This is a genomic window from Hymenobacter sp. AT01-02 (genome assembly GCF_000961955.2).
Taxonomy (GTDB): Bacteria; Bacteroidota; Bacteroidia; order Cytophagales; family Hymenobacteraceae; genus Hymenobacter; species Hymenobacter mucosus.
The window spans coordinates 1-15,248 of record NZ_JZIR02000025.1 but is presented as its reverse complement, the minus strand read 5'-3'; the positions used below and the strand labels follow the sequence as shown (position 1 = coordinate 15,248).

Sequence of the window (15,248 nt, the reverse complement as noted above, 5' to 3'; positions counted from 1 at the left end):
TGTCACTGTGCTGATGTAGTAAGTATACCAGTATAAGTGTGGGCTCAACTGTGCCTGACGGCAAGGCTTAGTACGAGTCAGCCACTAGCTGTAGTGGACTGGTAGCAGAAGTAGGCTGGCAAACGGTACGTGGCAATGCCGCTAGAACAAGCAGGAAACAATGAATGAGCAACGTATACCCTCACGGGGTTAACAAGCCCTAAGGCTTTTAGGCTAGCTTCCATTGCTGGATACGGAACACAAAAAGGCCACCCCAGGAGTGGAGTGGCCAAGTAAGTAGAAGAAAAAACTAGAACCGTTATCGGGCAAGCTCACCGGCTACGCTGGGCAAAAATTTGGTAAGCTGATTGACTTGCTCCCGGGTGAAGTTGCCAGCCACCGAAATCAGCATAAAGGAGTCGGGGGCGCCTTGCACATTGCCGGTAGCTACAAACTCCGTTACTCGGTCGCCCTGCTGGCGGGCTGAGTAGCGAAGCACGGCGGTCTGGTCGGTAGCAGAGGTAGTTAGGGGCGTATACCGTTCGTTGGCCAGCAAGCCATCCACTTCCTTGGTGAGGCCTTCTGCTACCAGCTCGCGGGCACTAGAAGTAGTAGGGGCGAAAGTGAGGACTTTCACGCTCCGCACGGCCGATAGGGCCTGGCTGATGTCGTTTTCGCCACCAAGCTTGCCAATACGGCCGAGTAGCAAACGCGTCGTAAGCCCCGCCGACCAGTCGGTAGCTTTAAAACCGGGGCGGTTTTCATACTTGCTGAAAAACTCAGCAACGGTGCGGGCGGGGTTGCCAGGGCCACCAGCGCGGCAGCCGGCCAGGAGTAACAGGGCGAGGGCCGTGAGGAAGGAGAGGGTACGGAGTTTCATAGTAGCAAATGAACAGAATGTGCATCTGACATACGCAGCTGGCCCGCGCCTGTTTTCCAAGAACGACTATTGAAAATTGATGGCGTTCAGGAAGAATACGTTACGATGTTCTCCATGCTCGGGCCGTACATCCTGGTAGCCATACGCTACAAAACGGCTGCCGTACCACGCTTGCAGTCCCGTTTGCTGCACGTTCACTGATTTTTCCTTGAGGCCAGATGTGTTGGTGGCTAATAGCACATACTGGTCATTGGGTGAAGGTAGGGCGCGGTCGATGATCTTATAGCGTAGTTTTTCCTCGTCGAGGTAGCACAGGGCCACCCGGCCTCGAGGTAAGGGCTGCATCCGTACTACCTCTTGCAGGGTCGTGGTTTCCACGTCCTCCATTAGGAAAGAGTTGTCCCATAGTAAATTGCCGTGTCGGTCGAAGCTGCACACCAGCGCTTGGGTAGTGCGGTAGGTTTCATTGCCGCGGGCTGAGTACGAGTTATAGCGCGGATTGTAGCCGGGGTAGTAGCCAGGCATGTAGGCAAAGGGGCTGTAGGTATTGCCGTACAGGTAGCGGGGGAAATACATTTCTGCTACCAGCACATACCCACCCTCGAACGGCCGCATATCGTGCATGAGCACGCGGTAGTGGAGGCGTTTCTGGCGCGACTCAGCTTTGAGACGGGCATTACGCTCCCGCATGCGCGCTACCTTCGACGGCTTCATAAAGTCGAAAAAGTGCTTCAGATTGAGGAAATCGTAGAAGCGCAGGGAGCGGCGTTGCCCGGTAGCAGTGGTGCCCGCGGTTAGGTCGGCCGCAAACAAGCCCTGGGAGTAACGAGCGTCGCGAAGGGTATAGGTGCCAGCCAGGAGGCGAGCGGCACTGTCGCCAGGACTAAGCTGGGCCGCAATAAGACCCCGCTCGCTTTCCGCCTGCACAAACTCAGAGCGGAGTAGCTGGCCTTGGTCAGAAAGCTGCTTTACCTGCAACCGCGACTTAAAGCCGTTTGACTCGCTAAGCACGAACTCAGCCCGCTTGGTCACGGAGTCAGCCAGGAAAGACAAGGTGGCCGGCATGGGCTCATACACGGAGGGAAGAAAGCGGAACTGTGCAGTATGCAAATCCAGCAGCAAAATGGTTAGGTGCCGATCTAAAGACACTGTCACGAAGAGATTGCCGCCCAATGCTTTCAGGTCGTGCACGGAGCGAACCAGCTTGGTATCAAATTCGCCCGTACCTAGCTCGCCCGTGCGGGTGTCAAACGCAGCTATCCACAGCTTGCCAGGGGTACTTTGGGAGCGAAACAACGTGTATACATCGGTGCCTTCGGCGCAAATCTGGCTGAATTCGTACTCCCGGGGCACTTCCAGCACTTGATGGCGGCTTGCGTGCAAGCGGTAATCGTACTTCTGGAAGCTAAACTCGGAGCGCGAGGATGTACGCTGCTCCTTTTCTACCAGCAACACCACGCTGCTGTCTTCGGGCATGGGTACTACGTGCACATCGCTCTCGTACGCATCTAAGTCAAGCTCTAAGCGGGCGGGTTGGGTAGGCGCCGGGTCTGGGGTTTGAGCTGCCACGGTAGTGGCCAGCCCGCCCAGCCAGCAGAGTAGCAGAAGAACGTAGGAGTGTTTCATAGCGCAGGTGCAAGACCCTAGGAATACCTAAGTAAGATACGACGAAGCCCAGGCAATACCAGTTCCCGCCGCGGATAGTTGATGCCGGTTTCGATAGATTTCCATACGTGCTAGCAAATAAAAACGGCTGCCCAAATTGGGCAGCCGCGGGGTAGTACAAGTAGCCGATGACGAGTTAGCTTCCCAACTCAAGAATGGCATCAAACTCTTCTGGCCGCAATGGCATTACCGACAAGCGCGACTGGCGGAGCAACCCTATTTGTCCTAGGCGAGCATCTTGTTTGATGTGGGCCAACGACACGGCACGCGCCAAGGGCTGAAAGGCTTCAGGCGCACGGCCACCCAAGGGCTGCCAGCTTCCGCCGTTACATCGGGTGCGGCAGGCGCTACTACTTGGGCCACGCCCACCACTTCCTTGTCGCTCACGCTGTGGTAGTAGAGGACTAAGTCCTCGGGCTGCATTTGCTGCAGAAAGTTGCGTGCCTGATAGTTGCGCACACCCGTCCAGTCGGTGCTGCCGTCACGGGTGAAATCGGCCCAGGAGTAGGCCGCCGGTTCAGATTTTACAAGCCAATAGTTCATGGCCTGCAAGCTACGAAAGAAGCTTCTGGTGCTGCCACCTTCGGAACCCGCTAGTGCTCAGCGTTAACCTACAGCTCCACCCGCCGCACTTTCAGCACGTCTTTCTCCAAGGATACTATTTCTAGCGTATAGTCGGGGTCCTTCTTGTCTTCGAGGGTAATGCGGAGGGTATGGTCGTTTTCCGCCGTCCAACGGCCCCTGCGGCCCTCTATGCCATCGGTGGGGGCAATATCGTACTGCGTAAACAAGCCATTGTGGTCGAAGGCAAAGCCCGTGCGGCCCCGGGAAGGGGGGAAGTCATAAGTATTGGGGCGGTATACGAGCACATCGGCCTGGTCTTCCTCGTGGGCGTGCAACCAAGTGCGCTCCAGCTGCTTGAGTTGGGCGGCAGATTCGGCGCCAGACTGGCAGGTAGCGGCCAGGAGCAGCACGCTCAGGCAGGCAAGGAGAGTGAACAGGCGCATACAGAATAAGCAAAAAGGTGGCCGGCCGAAGCCCTAGGGCCGTATGGAAACAAACGCAACGCAAGTTGGCGGCCGCGGCACTTCCAGCGTAGCTGTTGCGACCCAACTGCCGAAAGTAAACAAATTGACCGCGTCCTGCCCAAGATGGGTAGCCAACATACGTATACGCCCCAGCCTAGGTACATTCATCCCACCCGCTACCTTTGCCAGCTATGGACAACCGTGCCCTCATCCGTGCCTTCCGTCTTGCGGCCCAGCTACTGGAGCTGCACGAAGAAAACCCCTTTAAAATTCGAGCCTACGAAGGCACCGCCAGTGCCCTGGAGCAGCTAAGCGTACCCGTGGCTACACTAGAGCGGCACGGCCTGCCCGACCGCACGGGCCTAAGCAAAACAGCCGCCGCCAAAGTAGCCGAAATGCTCGATACGGGTACGTTTGAGGAACTTACGCGCCTCCTTAATAGCACGCCGCCCGGTGTAGTAGAGCTCTTAGGCATCAAGGGCATTGGCCCCAAAAAAATCCGGAGCCTGTGGAAGGAACTAGGCATTGAGAGCCCCGAGCAGCTGCGCGAAGCAGCCGAGGCCGACCAAGTAAGTAAGTTGAAAGGCTTTGGCAAGAAAACGCAGGATGCTATTCTAGCGGCCCTGGAATTCACGAGTCAGAGCCAGGGCAAAGTGCTCTATCCCCAAGCCGAGGAACTAGCCACTAGCTTGGTGGAACACGTAAAGGGCGCGGCTGGCGTATCGCAAACCGCCGTGACGGGTGAAGTGCGCCGCCGCTTGGAAATAGTTGAAACGGTGAGCGTGGTAGCAGCCACTACCGACCCCGCAGCCGCGCATGCAGTGCTCAACCAGTTAGAAGGTATCACCGCCGATCCGTTGCTGAGCGGCCCATTCGCATGGCGCGGCACGGCCACGGCATCCGGCATCAAAGTGGAAGTGTTGTTTGTAGCACCAGCTGATTTTACTAACCAAGTATTCTTGCAGTCAGCAGCAGAGGCCCACCTGACCGAGCCATTGGGTGAGGCAAGGGCTGGGCAACCGGCTACCCTGCGCCAGTGGGCAAAGCGGGAGCGTTTTGCCTCGGAGGCCGACATCTACCAGAAAGCAGGCGTGCAGTACGTGGAGCCTGAATTGCGCGAAGGGCTGGGGGAGCTAGCCCTGGCCCGGGAAAACAAGCTACCCCGCTTGCTGGAAGACCAGGATTTGCGCGGCTCCCTGCACAACCATAGTACCTACTCCGATGGCAGCCACAGCCTACGCGAAATGGCCACTTTCCTGCGCGACCAGGGGTACGAGTACCTGGGTATTTGTGACCACTCGCAAGCTGCTCACTATGCTAATGGCTTGCAGCCTGAGCGCGTGCGCCAGCAGCAGCGCGAAATAGATGAACTAAACCAAGAATTGGGTCCTTTTCGCATTTTCAAGGGCATCGAGTCAGATATTCTCTCCGATGGCTCCCTGGACTACCCACCGGCTATCCTCGAAACGTTCGACTTTATTGTCGCATCGGTGCACAGCAACTTGAAAATGGATGAGCGTAAAGCCACCACCCGGGTGCTGCGGGCCATCGAGAATCCGTACACTACCATGCTAGGCCACCCTACCGGCCGCCTGCTGCTACGCCGTGAGGGCTACCCTCTCGACCACAAAGCCATTATTGATGCGTGCGCGCAACACCAGGTTATCATCGAAATAAATGCCAACCCCTGGCGTCTTGACCTAGACTGGCGGTGGGTGCATTACGCACTGGAGCAAGGCGTGCAACTCAGCATCAACCCGGATGCCCACCACACTAATGCTACGCCGATATGCGGTACGGAGTGTTTATGGGCCGAAAAGGCGGGCTAACCCGAGAAATGACCTTCAACGCCAAGTCGGCGGCGGAGGTAGCCGAGTATTTTGCCCAACGTAAGGCCGCCATCAAGCCACCTCTGGAGTTTAAGGATTCCTTATTTGGATAGTAACCCCGGCTAGCGCTGGCGGGCGCTGCACACTGCCTTCTGTAGGCAATTGCGGACGCGTAAACCAACGCTTTGCCTACGGAAGCTAGTGCCGCCACGTAAGTGCTTCTACCTATTTCACTTCCAGGAAGGTGGAACTCATTGCCGATTTCAGCCTTTAGGCCACCAGAGGCCGAACCCTTGCTGCATGAAAATCCTTGTTCTGCGCTTTTCTTCCATTGGCGACATTGTGCTCACAACTCCCGTACTGCGCGGCCTGAAATTACAGGTGCCGGGTGCGGTAGTACACGTGGCTACCAAGCCAGCGTTTCGGGGCCTTATTGAGCCGAATCCGTACGTTGACAAAGGTCATTACCTAACCGGAAGCCTCAAGGAACTGGTAGCGGAATTGAAGGCCGAGCAGTTTGACTTTGTGGTGGACTTACACCATAATCTGCGCACTAGCCTAATTAAGCTGCAATTAGGCGTGAAGTCTTCCAGCTTCAATAAGCTAAACTGGCGTAAGTGGCTGCTGGTAAACCTAAAGGTAAACACCATGCCGCGCGTCCATATCGTGGATCGGTACTTGGCAGCGGCGGCACCTTTGGGAGTGCAAAACGATGGGCGCGGGCTAGATTATTTCATTCCTGCCAAGGATGAGGTAGATGTTCATACGGACCTGCCGGCGGGCTTCCAGCGGGGATATATTGCATTTGCCATTGGTGCCCAGCATGCTACCAAGCGTCTGCCCGTAGAGCGCATTATTGAATTGTGCGGGCAGTTGCGCCAGCCCATTGTCCTACTCGGTGGCCCCGGTGATGAAAGCACTGGGCACGTGGTAGAACTAGCTTTCGAAAAAGAGGCCGCCGCAATTTCACCTGCTCCCGGCCGCATCCCCGACAGCCCGGCGTATTTCCCGGCGCCTCCCGTCACCAAGGCTCCTCTGATTTACAACGCCTGTGGTAAGTTCTCACTCAACCAATCGGCCTCATTAGTTCGTCAGGCGCAGCTAGTAGTAAGCCACGACACGGGCCTGATGCACATAGCTGCTGCGTTTCGTAAGGAGATTGTAAGTGTGTGGGGAAACACCGTGCCGGAGTTTGGCATGTATCCTTACCACACAGAGTTTCGCATTCTGGAAGTAAACGGGCTGCCCTGCCGACCCTGCTCCAAGATTGGCTATGAAAAGTGCCCTCAAGGGCATTTTAAGTGCATGCGCGACATCCGCTTCGACTTGGACTTTCCAGCTTCACCAGCTGGTCGCTAGCCTAAGCAGCCTAGTTGTGTTTCCGCCAACTGTAACGGCTAGTCCATATCTATCCTGGGCTGAGCTTCACTGTACTGTACCAGCCACGGATAACGCGGATATTTCGGCGCAACGCGTTTGCCTGAATTTTGTTTCGCTTTATGTGTTAAATATAATTAACGGCGTTTCTATATGTTGCGGAATGTTGTATAATTGCAAGCGTTTTAAACAGGCATAATCCTATTTCATACATTCACTCTTACAGCTCTCTATGCGAGTTTTTACTTTTCGAGTGCTAGCTGTTTTGCTAGTATCAGTACTCTTTACCGCCTGCGGCCCCAGCATTTATATGGCTCAGGATTTCCGTTCGTATGCTCCCAAGCATAAAACGGTAGCTATTTTGCCTGCTGCAGTTACCATGCAGCTCCGTCCTAACCAGGCTCGTCGGATGTCAATGGAGCAACTGCGTGCTACTGAGCAGCAGAGCGGGATAGACTTCCAGGAGAAAATTTACGCATGGTTGCTACGTCGGAGCCAGCAACGTGGGTATACCGTACAATTTCAGGATATAATGCAAACCAATACGCGTTTGCGCGAAAGCAATATCCCCTATACTGAATTGCGTAGCCATTCGCCGCAGGAGCTAGCCAAACTCCTTGGAGTAGATGCTGTGCTTACTACGAGCGTACGTACGTCTAAGCCCATGAGCGACGGCGCTGCCGTAGCAGTAGGCCTGCTGGTAGGTGCCTGGGGTGCCACTAACCAAGCAAACATCACCGTTAACATCCACGAGTCGGATGCTGGTAAGCTTTTGTGGAAATACGACTACATAGCTTCTGGCTCAGTAGGCAGCTCCACGGAAGGCATGGTAAATGTGCTGATGCGCAACGCATCCAAGAAATTTCCTTACACTCCCAAATCATAAGGATACCCCTGATTTCAGGAGGCTTACTCTAAGCCGCTTCTACCTGCTTTGGTAGAAGCGGCTTTTTGTTAGAAAGGGGCAGGGGAAATATTGAGGTAGAACTAGAGCATCAGCCTTGAGCAGCAGCAACGCCTGCGGATTATATCTGGGAGGTGGCCCGTGTAAAAAAACCTTAACAAGCGGTGCACTGCGGTTGACAATCAACTTAATAGGAGCAGAATAAAGATAGTTAGCTATACTCGCCCACACTTTATGCCTTGCTGCCCATGGCCCTCTGCAACCACCTTCACTCCTTACACACCTTATTGCCGGCCCCAAGTGAGCACGTCTGCCCAGAATGCATAGCCATGGGCGACACGTGGGTGCACTTGCGCGTATGTCAGACCTGCGGGCATGTTGGCTGCTGCGACTCCTCTAAGAACAAGCATGCCACGCGTCATTTTCGTGCTACCGAGCACCCCGTTGTCACCTCCGCCGAACCTGGCGAGCAATGGGCGTGGTGCTACGTAGACAGCCAACTGGCCGAGTTTTAGATACCGTTGCTACAGTTACCCCAAACTAAAGAGGCCCGCCGTAGCGGGCCTCTTTAGTTTGGGGTAACTGTTGTACTACTGCTTACTTGATGGTATCAAAACCACAGTAGCTATGTAGTACGGCGGGCAAGCGAATACCCTCTGGGGTTTGGTTGTTCTCCAACAGTGCTGCAACAATGCGGGGAAGGGCCAAGGCCGAGCCATTGAGCGTGTGAAGTAGCTGCGTTTTACCATTTTCACCACGGTAGCGCAGCTTAAGACGGTTAGCTTGGTAGGTTTCAAAGTTAGAGGCCGAACTTACTTCCAACCAGCGCTGCTGGGCGGCGCTCCATACTTCCAAGTCAAAGGTGAGGGCCGAAGTGAAACCCATGTCGCCGCCGCACAGACGCAGAATTCGGTAGGGTAGCTCCAACTGCTGTAACAGCCCTTCAATATGCGCTACCATACCGTCGAGGGCCTCGTAGCTTTTCTCGGGATAGGTAATATGCACGATTTCCACCTTGTCGAACTGGTGCAGGCGGTTGAGGCCGCGCACATCGGCACCCCAGCTACCTGCCTCCCGCCGGAAGCAGGGAGTATAGCCCGTATTACGAATCGGCAGTTGATCGGCGGCAATAATCTCGTCGCGGTATAGGTTGGTGATGGGTACTTCGGAGGTCGGAATCAGGAAGAGATTGTCCTGCGCATCGTGGTACATCTGGCCCTCCTTATCGGGTAGCTGCCCGGTGCCGTAGCCGCTGGCCTCATTCACCAAAATCGGAGGCTGCACTTCGTCATAGCCCGCATCGCGGGCCTGGTCCAAGAAGAAGTTGATCAAAGCCCGCTGAAGACGAGCGCCTTGCTTCTTATACACGGGAAAGCCGGCGCCCGTGATTTTGTTGCCTAGCTCGAAGTCAATGATGTCGTACTTCTTGATTAGCTCCCAGTGGGGGAGGGCATCGGCTGGCAGCTCGGGCTTCTGGCCCCCTTCGCGTACTACCTCATTGTCTTGGGCGGTGCGGCCTTCGGGTACGCTGCTATGGGGTAGGTTGGGAAGCTTGTAGAGCGTTTGCTGCAAGGCAAACTCCACCTGCGTAAGCTCTTCGGCGTGTGATTTGGTTTGCTGCTTCAGGTCGGCAGTGCGAGCTTTTAATACCTCAGCACCGGCTTTGTCGCCAGACTTCATCAGGCCGCCAATTTGGCGGGCTAGCTCATTGGCTTCCGCCTGGCTGGCATCGTGAGCCGTTTGCAGGTCTTTGCGGCGCTGGTCGAGCGTCAGTACGGCCTGCACATCGGCCTCCGCAGTTTTATAATGCTTTTTGGCCAGGGCGGCCAGCACCGCATCGGTGTGCTCTTTCAGTACAGAAACTTGCAGCATAACGGCAGAAAACGCGAATTGGAATACAACAAAAGTATAGTTCTTATTTGGCAGATGCAGCAAACGCCACCGATTTGCTTACGATAGGCAGCGGCCGTTTGGCACTAATACACAGGTACTATTTCGGCTACGCAGCTACAGGCTGCAAAATTTCTTTGGGTAAGAAGCTGTTTACGTGAATCCTTATGACCAAAAACCGCGTTATGAACACAGACTGTAAAATCTGGAATATGATTTGGCAGTTCCCGTGTATTACCTTAACATTGCGCTAGCAAGCCGGCGGCTGATGCCGGGCCCGCAGTCTACAATTGTACATGCGTGCGGCCCGCAATTTTTCCAGCGCCTTCCGCTACCACCCTCCTTTTTGCTTCCGCTTTCTGTTGATTGCGCACTGCTGTGGCCGTGCCTTTTGTGCCCAGAATGGCCTGTGCTGCCTGTTGTTCGGCTTAGTACCCCCGCCTGATTTTTGCCCCGCATCTTATTATGTACACTATTGAAGAGTTGAAGGACCGCCTGTTGTCCGATTTGAAGGAAATTGCTGAAGAATTGAACGTTGGTAACTTCAAAAAACTCAGTAAGCAAGATCTCATCTATAAGATCCTTGATCAGCAGGCTATTACGCCCGCCGATAAGCTTCCTAAGAAAACAAAGCCCGCTACGGGCAAGGCTGCTGGTGCGGCCCCAGTAGTGGAGGAGGTAGCCACGGCTGAAGTAACCCCCGAGCCTGCCGCAACTCCCGCCCCTCGTCCGGCCCGCAGTGCCCGTCCTGCCCGTGCTCCGAAAGCTGCTCCTGCCGCCGCCGTACCTGACGACGCAGCCCCGTTAGCTGAAACCCCGGTGGTAGAAGCCCCTGCCGCCCCCGTTGCAGAAGTAGCACCGCAGGCACCAGTAGCCGAAGCACCCGCTCCTGCTCCCGTAGAAGTGCCTTCCACGGAGGTGCCTAGTGCTGCACCAGAGGTTAGCCCTGCGCCAGTAGAAGCACTACCCGCTCCCGCGGCTGCCGATGGCCCCGACCGCCCTGTGAAATTATACCAGCGCCCAGAGCGTCGCCAGCGCACCGACCGTGCCGGCCGCCCCACTAACGGCGCTGTTGCTACCGCTTCTGAAGTGGCGGTGTTAGAAGCCCCCGCAGAAGACTCAACTCCCGTGGCAGAAACTCCGGTTGCGGAAGTAGAAGCCTCAGTAGCTCCAGCGCCCGCCTTGGCTCCCCAAAGCCTACCCCGCGAGCTGCGCCCAATTGACCCCACGGCACCTGCGCCCTTGCGCGATGGTCGCGACCAACGTTTTCAACGAGATGGCCGCGATGGTCGCTCGGAGCTTGGGCAGAATGGCCGGGAGCCTCGCCCCGCCAATGACCAGCCCCGCAGCGACTTCCGCAACGATGCGCCTCGCGAGCCCCGTGATGTAGTGCAGCGTCCCCTGCGCGATGGCGTCCGCCCCGATGGGCGTGAAGGACGGGAGCAACGCCGGGAGGAGCGCTACGCAGCACGTGAACTGCAACGCCAGCAGCGCCAGGCCGAGCGCCTAGAGCAGCGCCAGGGTCAGCACGGAGAAGCCCGCCTGAATGGTACGGAGCCCCGCCCCGTTGTTGATCAGCAGCAGCCCCGCCCCGCTTCACGGCCGGAGTTCGACATTGTCATTCCCGGCGACGGCACCTTGGAAATGATGCCCGATGGGGGCTATGGTTTCCTCCGCAGTCCGTTCTATAACTACCTCGCCTCTCCCGACGACATTTACGTGTCGCCGCAACAAGTGAAGCAGTTTGCTCTGAAAGCCGGCGATACGGTGAAATGCACTATACGTCCGCCTCGCGAAGGCGAAAAGTATTTCGCGCTGGTGGGGGTGGAAAGCATTAACGGACGTTCGGTAGAAGAAGCTCGCGACCGTATTCCATTCAACAACCTGACTCCACTCTTTGCGGAGGAGCGTCTTAAGCTCACTACCAAATCGGGGCAGTATAGCACGCGCATTCTGGACTTGTTCTCGCCAATTGGTAAAGGGCAACGGGGGCTAATTGTGGCTCAGCCGAAAACCGGTAAGACGGTGCTGCTCCAGGAAATTGCCAACTCCATCAGTGAAAACCACCCCGAGGTGTACCTGATGATCTTGCTCATCGACGAACGCCCGGAAGAAGTAACGGACATGGCGCGCTCGGTGAAAGCTGAGGTACTCAGCTCTACCTTCGATGAAACGGCCGACCGCCACGTGAAAATTGCCACTATCGCCATGGAGAAAGCCAAGCGCCTAGTGGAATGCGGCCACGATGTGGTAATCCTGCTTGACTCTATTACCCGTTTGGCGCGTGCTTACAATACGGTACAGCCTGCATCGGGTAAGATCTTGTCGGGTGGTGTAGATGCCAACGCTTTGCACAAGCCCAAGCGCTTCTTTGGCGCGGCGCGCAACGTGGAAGATGGTGGTTCGCTCACTATCATTGCTACGGCCCTCATTGAAACTGGCTCCAAAATGGACGAGGTTATCTTCGAGGAATTCAAAGGCACCGGCAACATGGAGTTGCAGTTGGACCGCAAGCTGGCTAACAAGCGCATCTTCCCCGCCATTGACGTACCTGCTTCCGGTACCCGCCGCGAAGACCTGCTCATGAGCAAGGATGAACTGAACCGAATTTGGGTTCTGCGCAAGTTCATGTCGGACATGACTGCCTCCGAAGCTATGGAGTTCTTGAAAGACCGCATGAAAGGCACCAAGGACAACGAGGAGTTCTTGATGGCTATGAATGGCTAGGACCCTAGTTTAACCCAACAAAAAGCCCCGCTCACGAGAAATGAGCGGGGCTTTTTGTTGGCAACGTGGGTTACTACTGACGCACGAAGCGCTGGGTAGAATGTTTGCCACCCGTAGTCAATTCTAGGAAATACATGCCAGCGGGTACATTCTGGATGTTTACCGTTGCACCACCAGCAGCAGTGCCTGCTGCTACTGTTTGGCCCGTAGCGGAATAGATGCGATACTGCACCGTTTCGTCGGTGGCCGGTAGGGTGATGGTGCCGGCGCTTGGGTTGGGGTACACGGCAGTTTCTAGTTGGTTGAGTCCTGCAACTGCGGCCACAGCAGAGTACGTGTCTTTGCCATCGGTATCTACCTGGTGCAAGCGGTAGTAAGCCGTACTATTTAGTGGGTTATTGTCCGTAAACGTGTAGGTAGCTGCCGTATTGGTAGTGCCTTTTCCTTCAATTCGGCCAATGGTCTTGAAAGCTTTGCTATTGCTGCTACGCTGTATCTCAAAATACGCGTTGTTCAGCTCCGTAGCCGTAGCCCAGTTTACTGATACGTTGTTGCCCTGACGAGCCGCTGCAAACTTGGTTAGACTAACAGGAAGTGGACTAGCACTAGTGATAATTACATCGTCTATAACTAAAGCAGACTTAGCATTTGCCTCTAGTGTAATTCGAAGAGTGGCTGTAGTTATGCCAGCAGGTAAGGTTAGTCTAACAGTGCTAGTGCCAGTTCCATTTCCACCATAAGTACTGCTTCCAAGGTTACCTACTGGTGTAGGCACTGCATTGGCAACTGTTGGATAAGTGGATGATGCTACACCATTGGCCCCAAAATCCCAATAAGAGCCACGTGAAGAAGGGCCTTGTACTGTAATGTAATCAGTAAAATTACTATTAAGATTAGTTGCTAAGCTCAATACAACTCTTCCAGTGGCATCAAGACCACTATTGGCACCATCTGAATAAGCTGCTAAACGAAAGCTAATTGTGCTGCCCTCCGATCTAGAAAAGGATACAGGAGAGAAAGTCAACTGAGAAATAGGCCTTGCAATACCAGTACCATTAGGATTGTATACTACAAATCCACTTGAACTGCTTGTATAATTATTGGGGTAATTAGCTCCTTGATTAGGAAGCGCATTGCTACCACTGATACTTGATGCATTACCTGATCTTATAGTTCCAGGATACCCTGTATTGCCTATTGTGCTGTTTGTGTAAGATAAATTGCCTGTACCATCGAAATTTTGAGTACTCGTAAACTGAGCCATTCCAGGAAGCGCGGTTCCTAGGAGGAATAAAGCACCTGCTGATAAAATTTTTGCTGCGAGTTTGTGGTGTGTGGGAGAGAGTAGAGGAACTTTCATGAAGGTGGTGAGTATGCCCGGCACGGTGTGATGACCGGAAGCTTGAGAATTAGATTACAACTAGAATATGTAGTGGTGTTCGGCTAGTCGAGAGCTGGCAATGGCACAACCAGAGTGCTTTTGCATGGCAAGCAGTTAACTAGATAAAGGATGACGCTAACGGGGTGTATTAAAGCTAATTCCCAAAATAGGATCATCGATTCTCAAGTTAGGTATTAAAATGCTCATATGAAAAATATGATGTCGGGCTGTACTTCTCGTTGAACGCGCCAATTATGTTGCTGAGTGAAGCTGAGCAGTAGCTAAATGGTAATAAAAGGCGGTTTGGCTTGCAGAAAGGGGAAACTGTCGGTTCTTTGCGGAATATGCAGCACCAGCCCGACCTCCCCGAAATTCTTTACATTTCTGATCCTCTGTGTGGCTGGTGCTATGGTATGAGCCCCACTATCCAGCGAATACAGCAGGAGTGGGCCGGTCGAATTGAGGTTTCGGTACTATGTGGCGGTATGGTTACCGGCAATCAGGTAGGACCTATTGGTGAAGACTGGCCCGATATGGAAGCTGGCTTGCAGCAGGTAGAGACCGTAACGGGAGTGCCATTTGGCGCGGGTTTTCGGGCGCTGGGAGCTGCCGGTACCTACGTGCAAAACTCAGAGCCGCCATGCCGGGCCATTCACGCTTTCCGACAACTCCGGCAGGAGCACACTGCCCCTTTTGCCCATGACGTGCAGCGCGCCTACTTCCACGATGGCGCCGACCTGAATGATATGGGTACCTACGAGCCCTTAGCCGCTGCTTACGGAGTAGATATGGTTAGTTTTCGCCGCCAGCTGGCCCTACCCGAAACTGCCCGCGGTACTCAGTTGGAATTTGCGGCCGTGGCTAAAATTGGCGTCCAGGGGTTCCCAACCTGCATCTTACGCGTTGGTCAGCAAGGCTATGTTCTAGCACGCGGGTATCAGCCGTACGAGGTGTTTGCGGCAGGGCTAGAGCAGGCACTAATGCAGGCCGAAGAAGAATCGCGTTAGGTCCTGTACCAGGCCTGGTGCCAAACAGAGGCAGTTACTACGCATAGAAAAGCCCTGCTGACTATACGCCGGCAGGGCTTTTCTATAGAAATTACGAATGCATTACTGCACTCGTACCACTTGTTTGCTGGGCACTGACCACGCAATGACCCGGCGGTCTTCTTTACCTACCAGGTAATGGAAGCCGGTAGCATCGGGACGGCGGCGCAGATCATCCCAGGCGGCCCGGTCGGCCAAACCCGGCTGGTAGGTAGCGGAAGCCGGTACGGCGGGACGTTGAAAATTCTTGTCGGCGAAAAATTCGTCCATGCGGCGGCGTACGTAGGCTTCCCGCTCGGCCTGGGTAGCAGTTGGGCCTTTCATCTCATACACTAGTGCTGCCTCCAAGTCAGAGGCGCTCAGCATTTCCCGAAAAATCACTTGACCACTAGCGGTTGTAATGGTGAAGGCCGCTTCTGCGCTCAGCAAGTTGGGGCCCCGTAGCACTAGCATAAAGACGTCGGGTACGGAGGGGGAGGAGAATACGTGGCGTTTCCGAACCACCTTCAACGTGTCCGATTGCGCGTCCACGGCCGCGGCCC

At 54.9% G+C, this 15,248-nt stretch carries 12 protein-coding genes and 1 pseudogene; 6 read left to right on the top strand and 7 right to left on the bottom strand.

Annotated elements, in window-relative coordinates; translation table 11 throughout:
* Positions 1-298: 298 nt before the first annotated feature.
* The 4 genes and pseudogenes from VI25_RS09875 to VI25_RS09860 form a co-directional block, all read right to left on the bottom strand.
* The gene (locus VI25_RS09875) at positions 299-859 is read right to left on the bottom strand and encodes a DUF4252 domain-containing protein (RefSeq protein WP_045687590.1); all 561 of its coding nucleotides are present in this window, start codon (positions 857-859) and stop codon (positions 299-301) included.
* Between the two features lie 66 nt (positions 860-925).
* Positions 926-2,485 (bottom strand): hypothetical protein, encoded by a 1,560-nt coding sequence (locus tag VI25_RS09870; RefSeq protein WP_045687589.1) that lies wholly within the window; start codon positions 2,483-2,485, stop codon positions 926-928.
* Positions 2,486-2,660: 175 nt separating this feature from the next.
* Positions 2,661-3,067: pseudogene (locus tag VI25_RS09865) on the bottom strand (EVE domain-containing protein).
* 68 nt (positions 3,068-3,135) lie between these two features.
* Positions 3,136-3,531 carry a hypothetical protein gene (locus VI25_RS09860; protein ID WP_045687588.1) on the bottom strand — a complete coding sequence of 132 codons (396 nt, stop codon included), beginning with the start codon at positions 3,529-3,531 and terminating at the stop codon, positions 3,136-3,138.
* Between the two features lie 212 nt (positions 3,532-3,743).
* Here VI25_RS09860 and VI25_RS09855 point away from each other — a divergent pair, with 212 nt between their 5' ends.
* The 4 genes from VI25_RS09855 to VI25_RS23335 all read left to right on the top strand — a co-directional run bounded on the left by VI25_RS09855 (position 3,744) and on the right by VI25_RS23335 (position 8,177).
* Positions 3,744-5,381 carry a helix-hairpin-helix domain-containing protein gene (locus tag VI25_RS09855; RefSeq protein ID WP_316934298.1) on the top strand — a complete coding sequence of 546 codons (1,638 nt, stop codon included), beginning with the start codon at positions 3,744-3,746 and terminating at the stop codon, positions 5,379-5,381.
* 300 nt (positions 5,382-5,681) lie between these two features.
* A complete protein-coding gene (locus tag VI25_RS09850; protein ID WP_045687587.1) occupies positions 5,682-6,740 on the top strand; it encodes a glycosyltransferase family 9 protein in 1,059 nt (352 codons plus the stop codon).
* A 250-nt stretch (positions 6,741-6,990) separates the two neighbouring features.
* Positions 6,991-7,644: a hypothetical protein gene (locus VI25_RS09845; protein ID WP_045687586.1), complete on the top strand. Its 654-nt coding sequence runs from the start codon at positions 6,991-6,993 to the stop codon at positions 7,642-7,644.
* Positions 7,645-7,910: 266 nt separating this feature from the next.
* Positions 7,911-8,177 (top strand): UBP-type zinc finger domain-containing protein, encoded by a 267-nt coding sequence (locus VI25_RS23335; RefSeq protein ID WP_072144789.1) that lies wholly within the window; start codon positions 7,911-7,913, stop codon positions 8,175-8,177.
* An 82-nt stretch (positions 8,178-8,259) separates the two neighbouring features.
* On the opposite strand, the gene serS is transcribed toward VI25_RS23335, so the two are convergent.
* Entirely contained in the window at positions 8,260-9,534 is a 1,275-nt protein-coding gene (gene serS, locus VI25_RS09840; RefSeq protein ID WP_055562463.1) for a serine--tRNA ligase, read from the bottom strand.
* Positions 9,535-10,017: 483 nt separating this feature from the next.
* On the opposite strand from serS, the gene rho reads away from it, so the two are divergent.
* Entirely contained in the window at positions 10,018-12,279 is a 2,262-nt protein-coding gene (rho, locus tag VI25_RS09835) for a transcription termination factor Rho (protein WP_055562462.1), read from the top strand.
* Between the two features lie 73 nt (positions 12,280-12,352).
* On the opposite strand, the gene VI25_RS24020 is transcribed toward rho, so the two are convergent.
* On the bottom strand, positions 12,353-13,639 hold the full coding sequence (locus VI25_RS24020; RefSeq protein ID WP_152981560.1) for a T9SS type A sorting domain-containing protein: 1,287 nt from the start codon (positions 13,637-13,639) through the stop codon (positions 12,353-12,355).
* A 365-nt stretch (positions 13,640-14,004) separates the two neighbouring features.
* Between VI25_RS24020 and VI25_RS09825 the strand changes: the two genes are divergently transcribed.
* The gene (locus tag VI25_RS09825) at positions 14,005-14,667 is read left to right on the top strand and encodes a DsbA family protein (protein ID WP_055562461.1); all 663 of its coding nucleotides are present in this window, start codon (positions 14,005-14,007) and stop codon (positions 14,665-14,667) included.
* A 102-nt stretch (positions 14,668-14,769) separates the two neighbouring features.
* On the opposite strand, the gene VI25_RS25115 is transcribed toward VI25_RS09825, so the two are convergent.
* Positions 14,770-15,248 (bottom strand): hypothetical protein (locus VI25_RS25115; protein ID WP_055562460.1); only part of this gene is annotated, 479 nt, incomplete at its 5' end.

Excerpts from the sequence above, each read along its gene's own strand:
- VI25_RS09875 (WP_045687590.1), bottom strand. The coding sequence starts at position 859 with ATGAAACTCCGTACCCTCTCCTTCCTCACGGCCCTCGCCCTGTTACTC.
- VI25_RS09870 (WP_045687589.1), bottom strand. The coding sequence starts at position 2,485 with ATGAAACACTCCTACGTTCTTCTGCTACTCTGCTGGCTGGGCGGGCTG.
- VI25_RS09860 (WP_045687588.1), bottom strand. The coding sequence starts at position 3,531 with ATGCGCCTGTTCACTCTCCTTGCCTGCCTGAGCGTGCTGCTCCTGGCC.
- VI25_RS09855 (WP_316934298.1), top strand. The coding sequence starts at position 3,744 with ATGGACAACCGTGCCCTCATCCGTGCCTTCCGTCTTGCGGCCCAGCTA.
- VI25_RS09850 (WP_045687587.1), top strand. The coding sequence starts at position 5,682 with ATGAAAATCCTTGTTCTGCGCTTTTCTTCCATTGGCGACATTGTGCTC.
- VI25_RS09845 (WP_045687586.1), top strand. The coding sequence starts at position 6,991 with ATGCGAGTTTTTACTTTTCGAGTGCTAGCTGTTTTGCTAGTATCAGTA.
- VI25_RS23335 (WP_072144789.1), top strand. The coding sequence starts at position 7,911 with ATGGCCCTCTGCAACCACCTTCACTCCTTACACACCTTATTGCCGGCC.
- serS (WP_055562463.1), bottom strand. The coding sequence starts at position 9,534 with ATGCTGCAAGTTTCTGTACTGAAAGAGCACACCGATGCGGTGCTGGCC.
- rho (WP_055562462.1), top strand. The coding sequence starts at position 10,018 with ATGTACACTATTGAAGAGTTGAAGGACCGCCTGTTGTCCGATTTGAAG.
- VI25_RS24020 (WP_152981560.1), bottom strand. The coding sequence starts at position 13,639 with ATGAAAGTTCCTCTACTCTCTCCCACACACCACAAACTCGCAGCAAAA.
- VI25_RS09825 (WP_055562461.1), top strand. The coding sequence starts at position 14,005 with ATGCAGCACCAGCCCGACCTCCCCGAAATTCTTTACATTTCTGATCCT.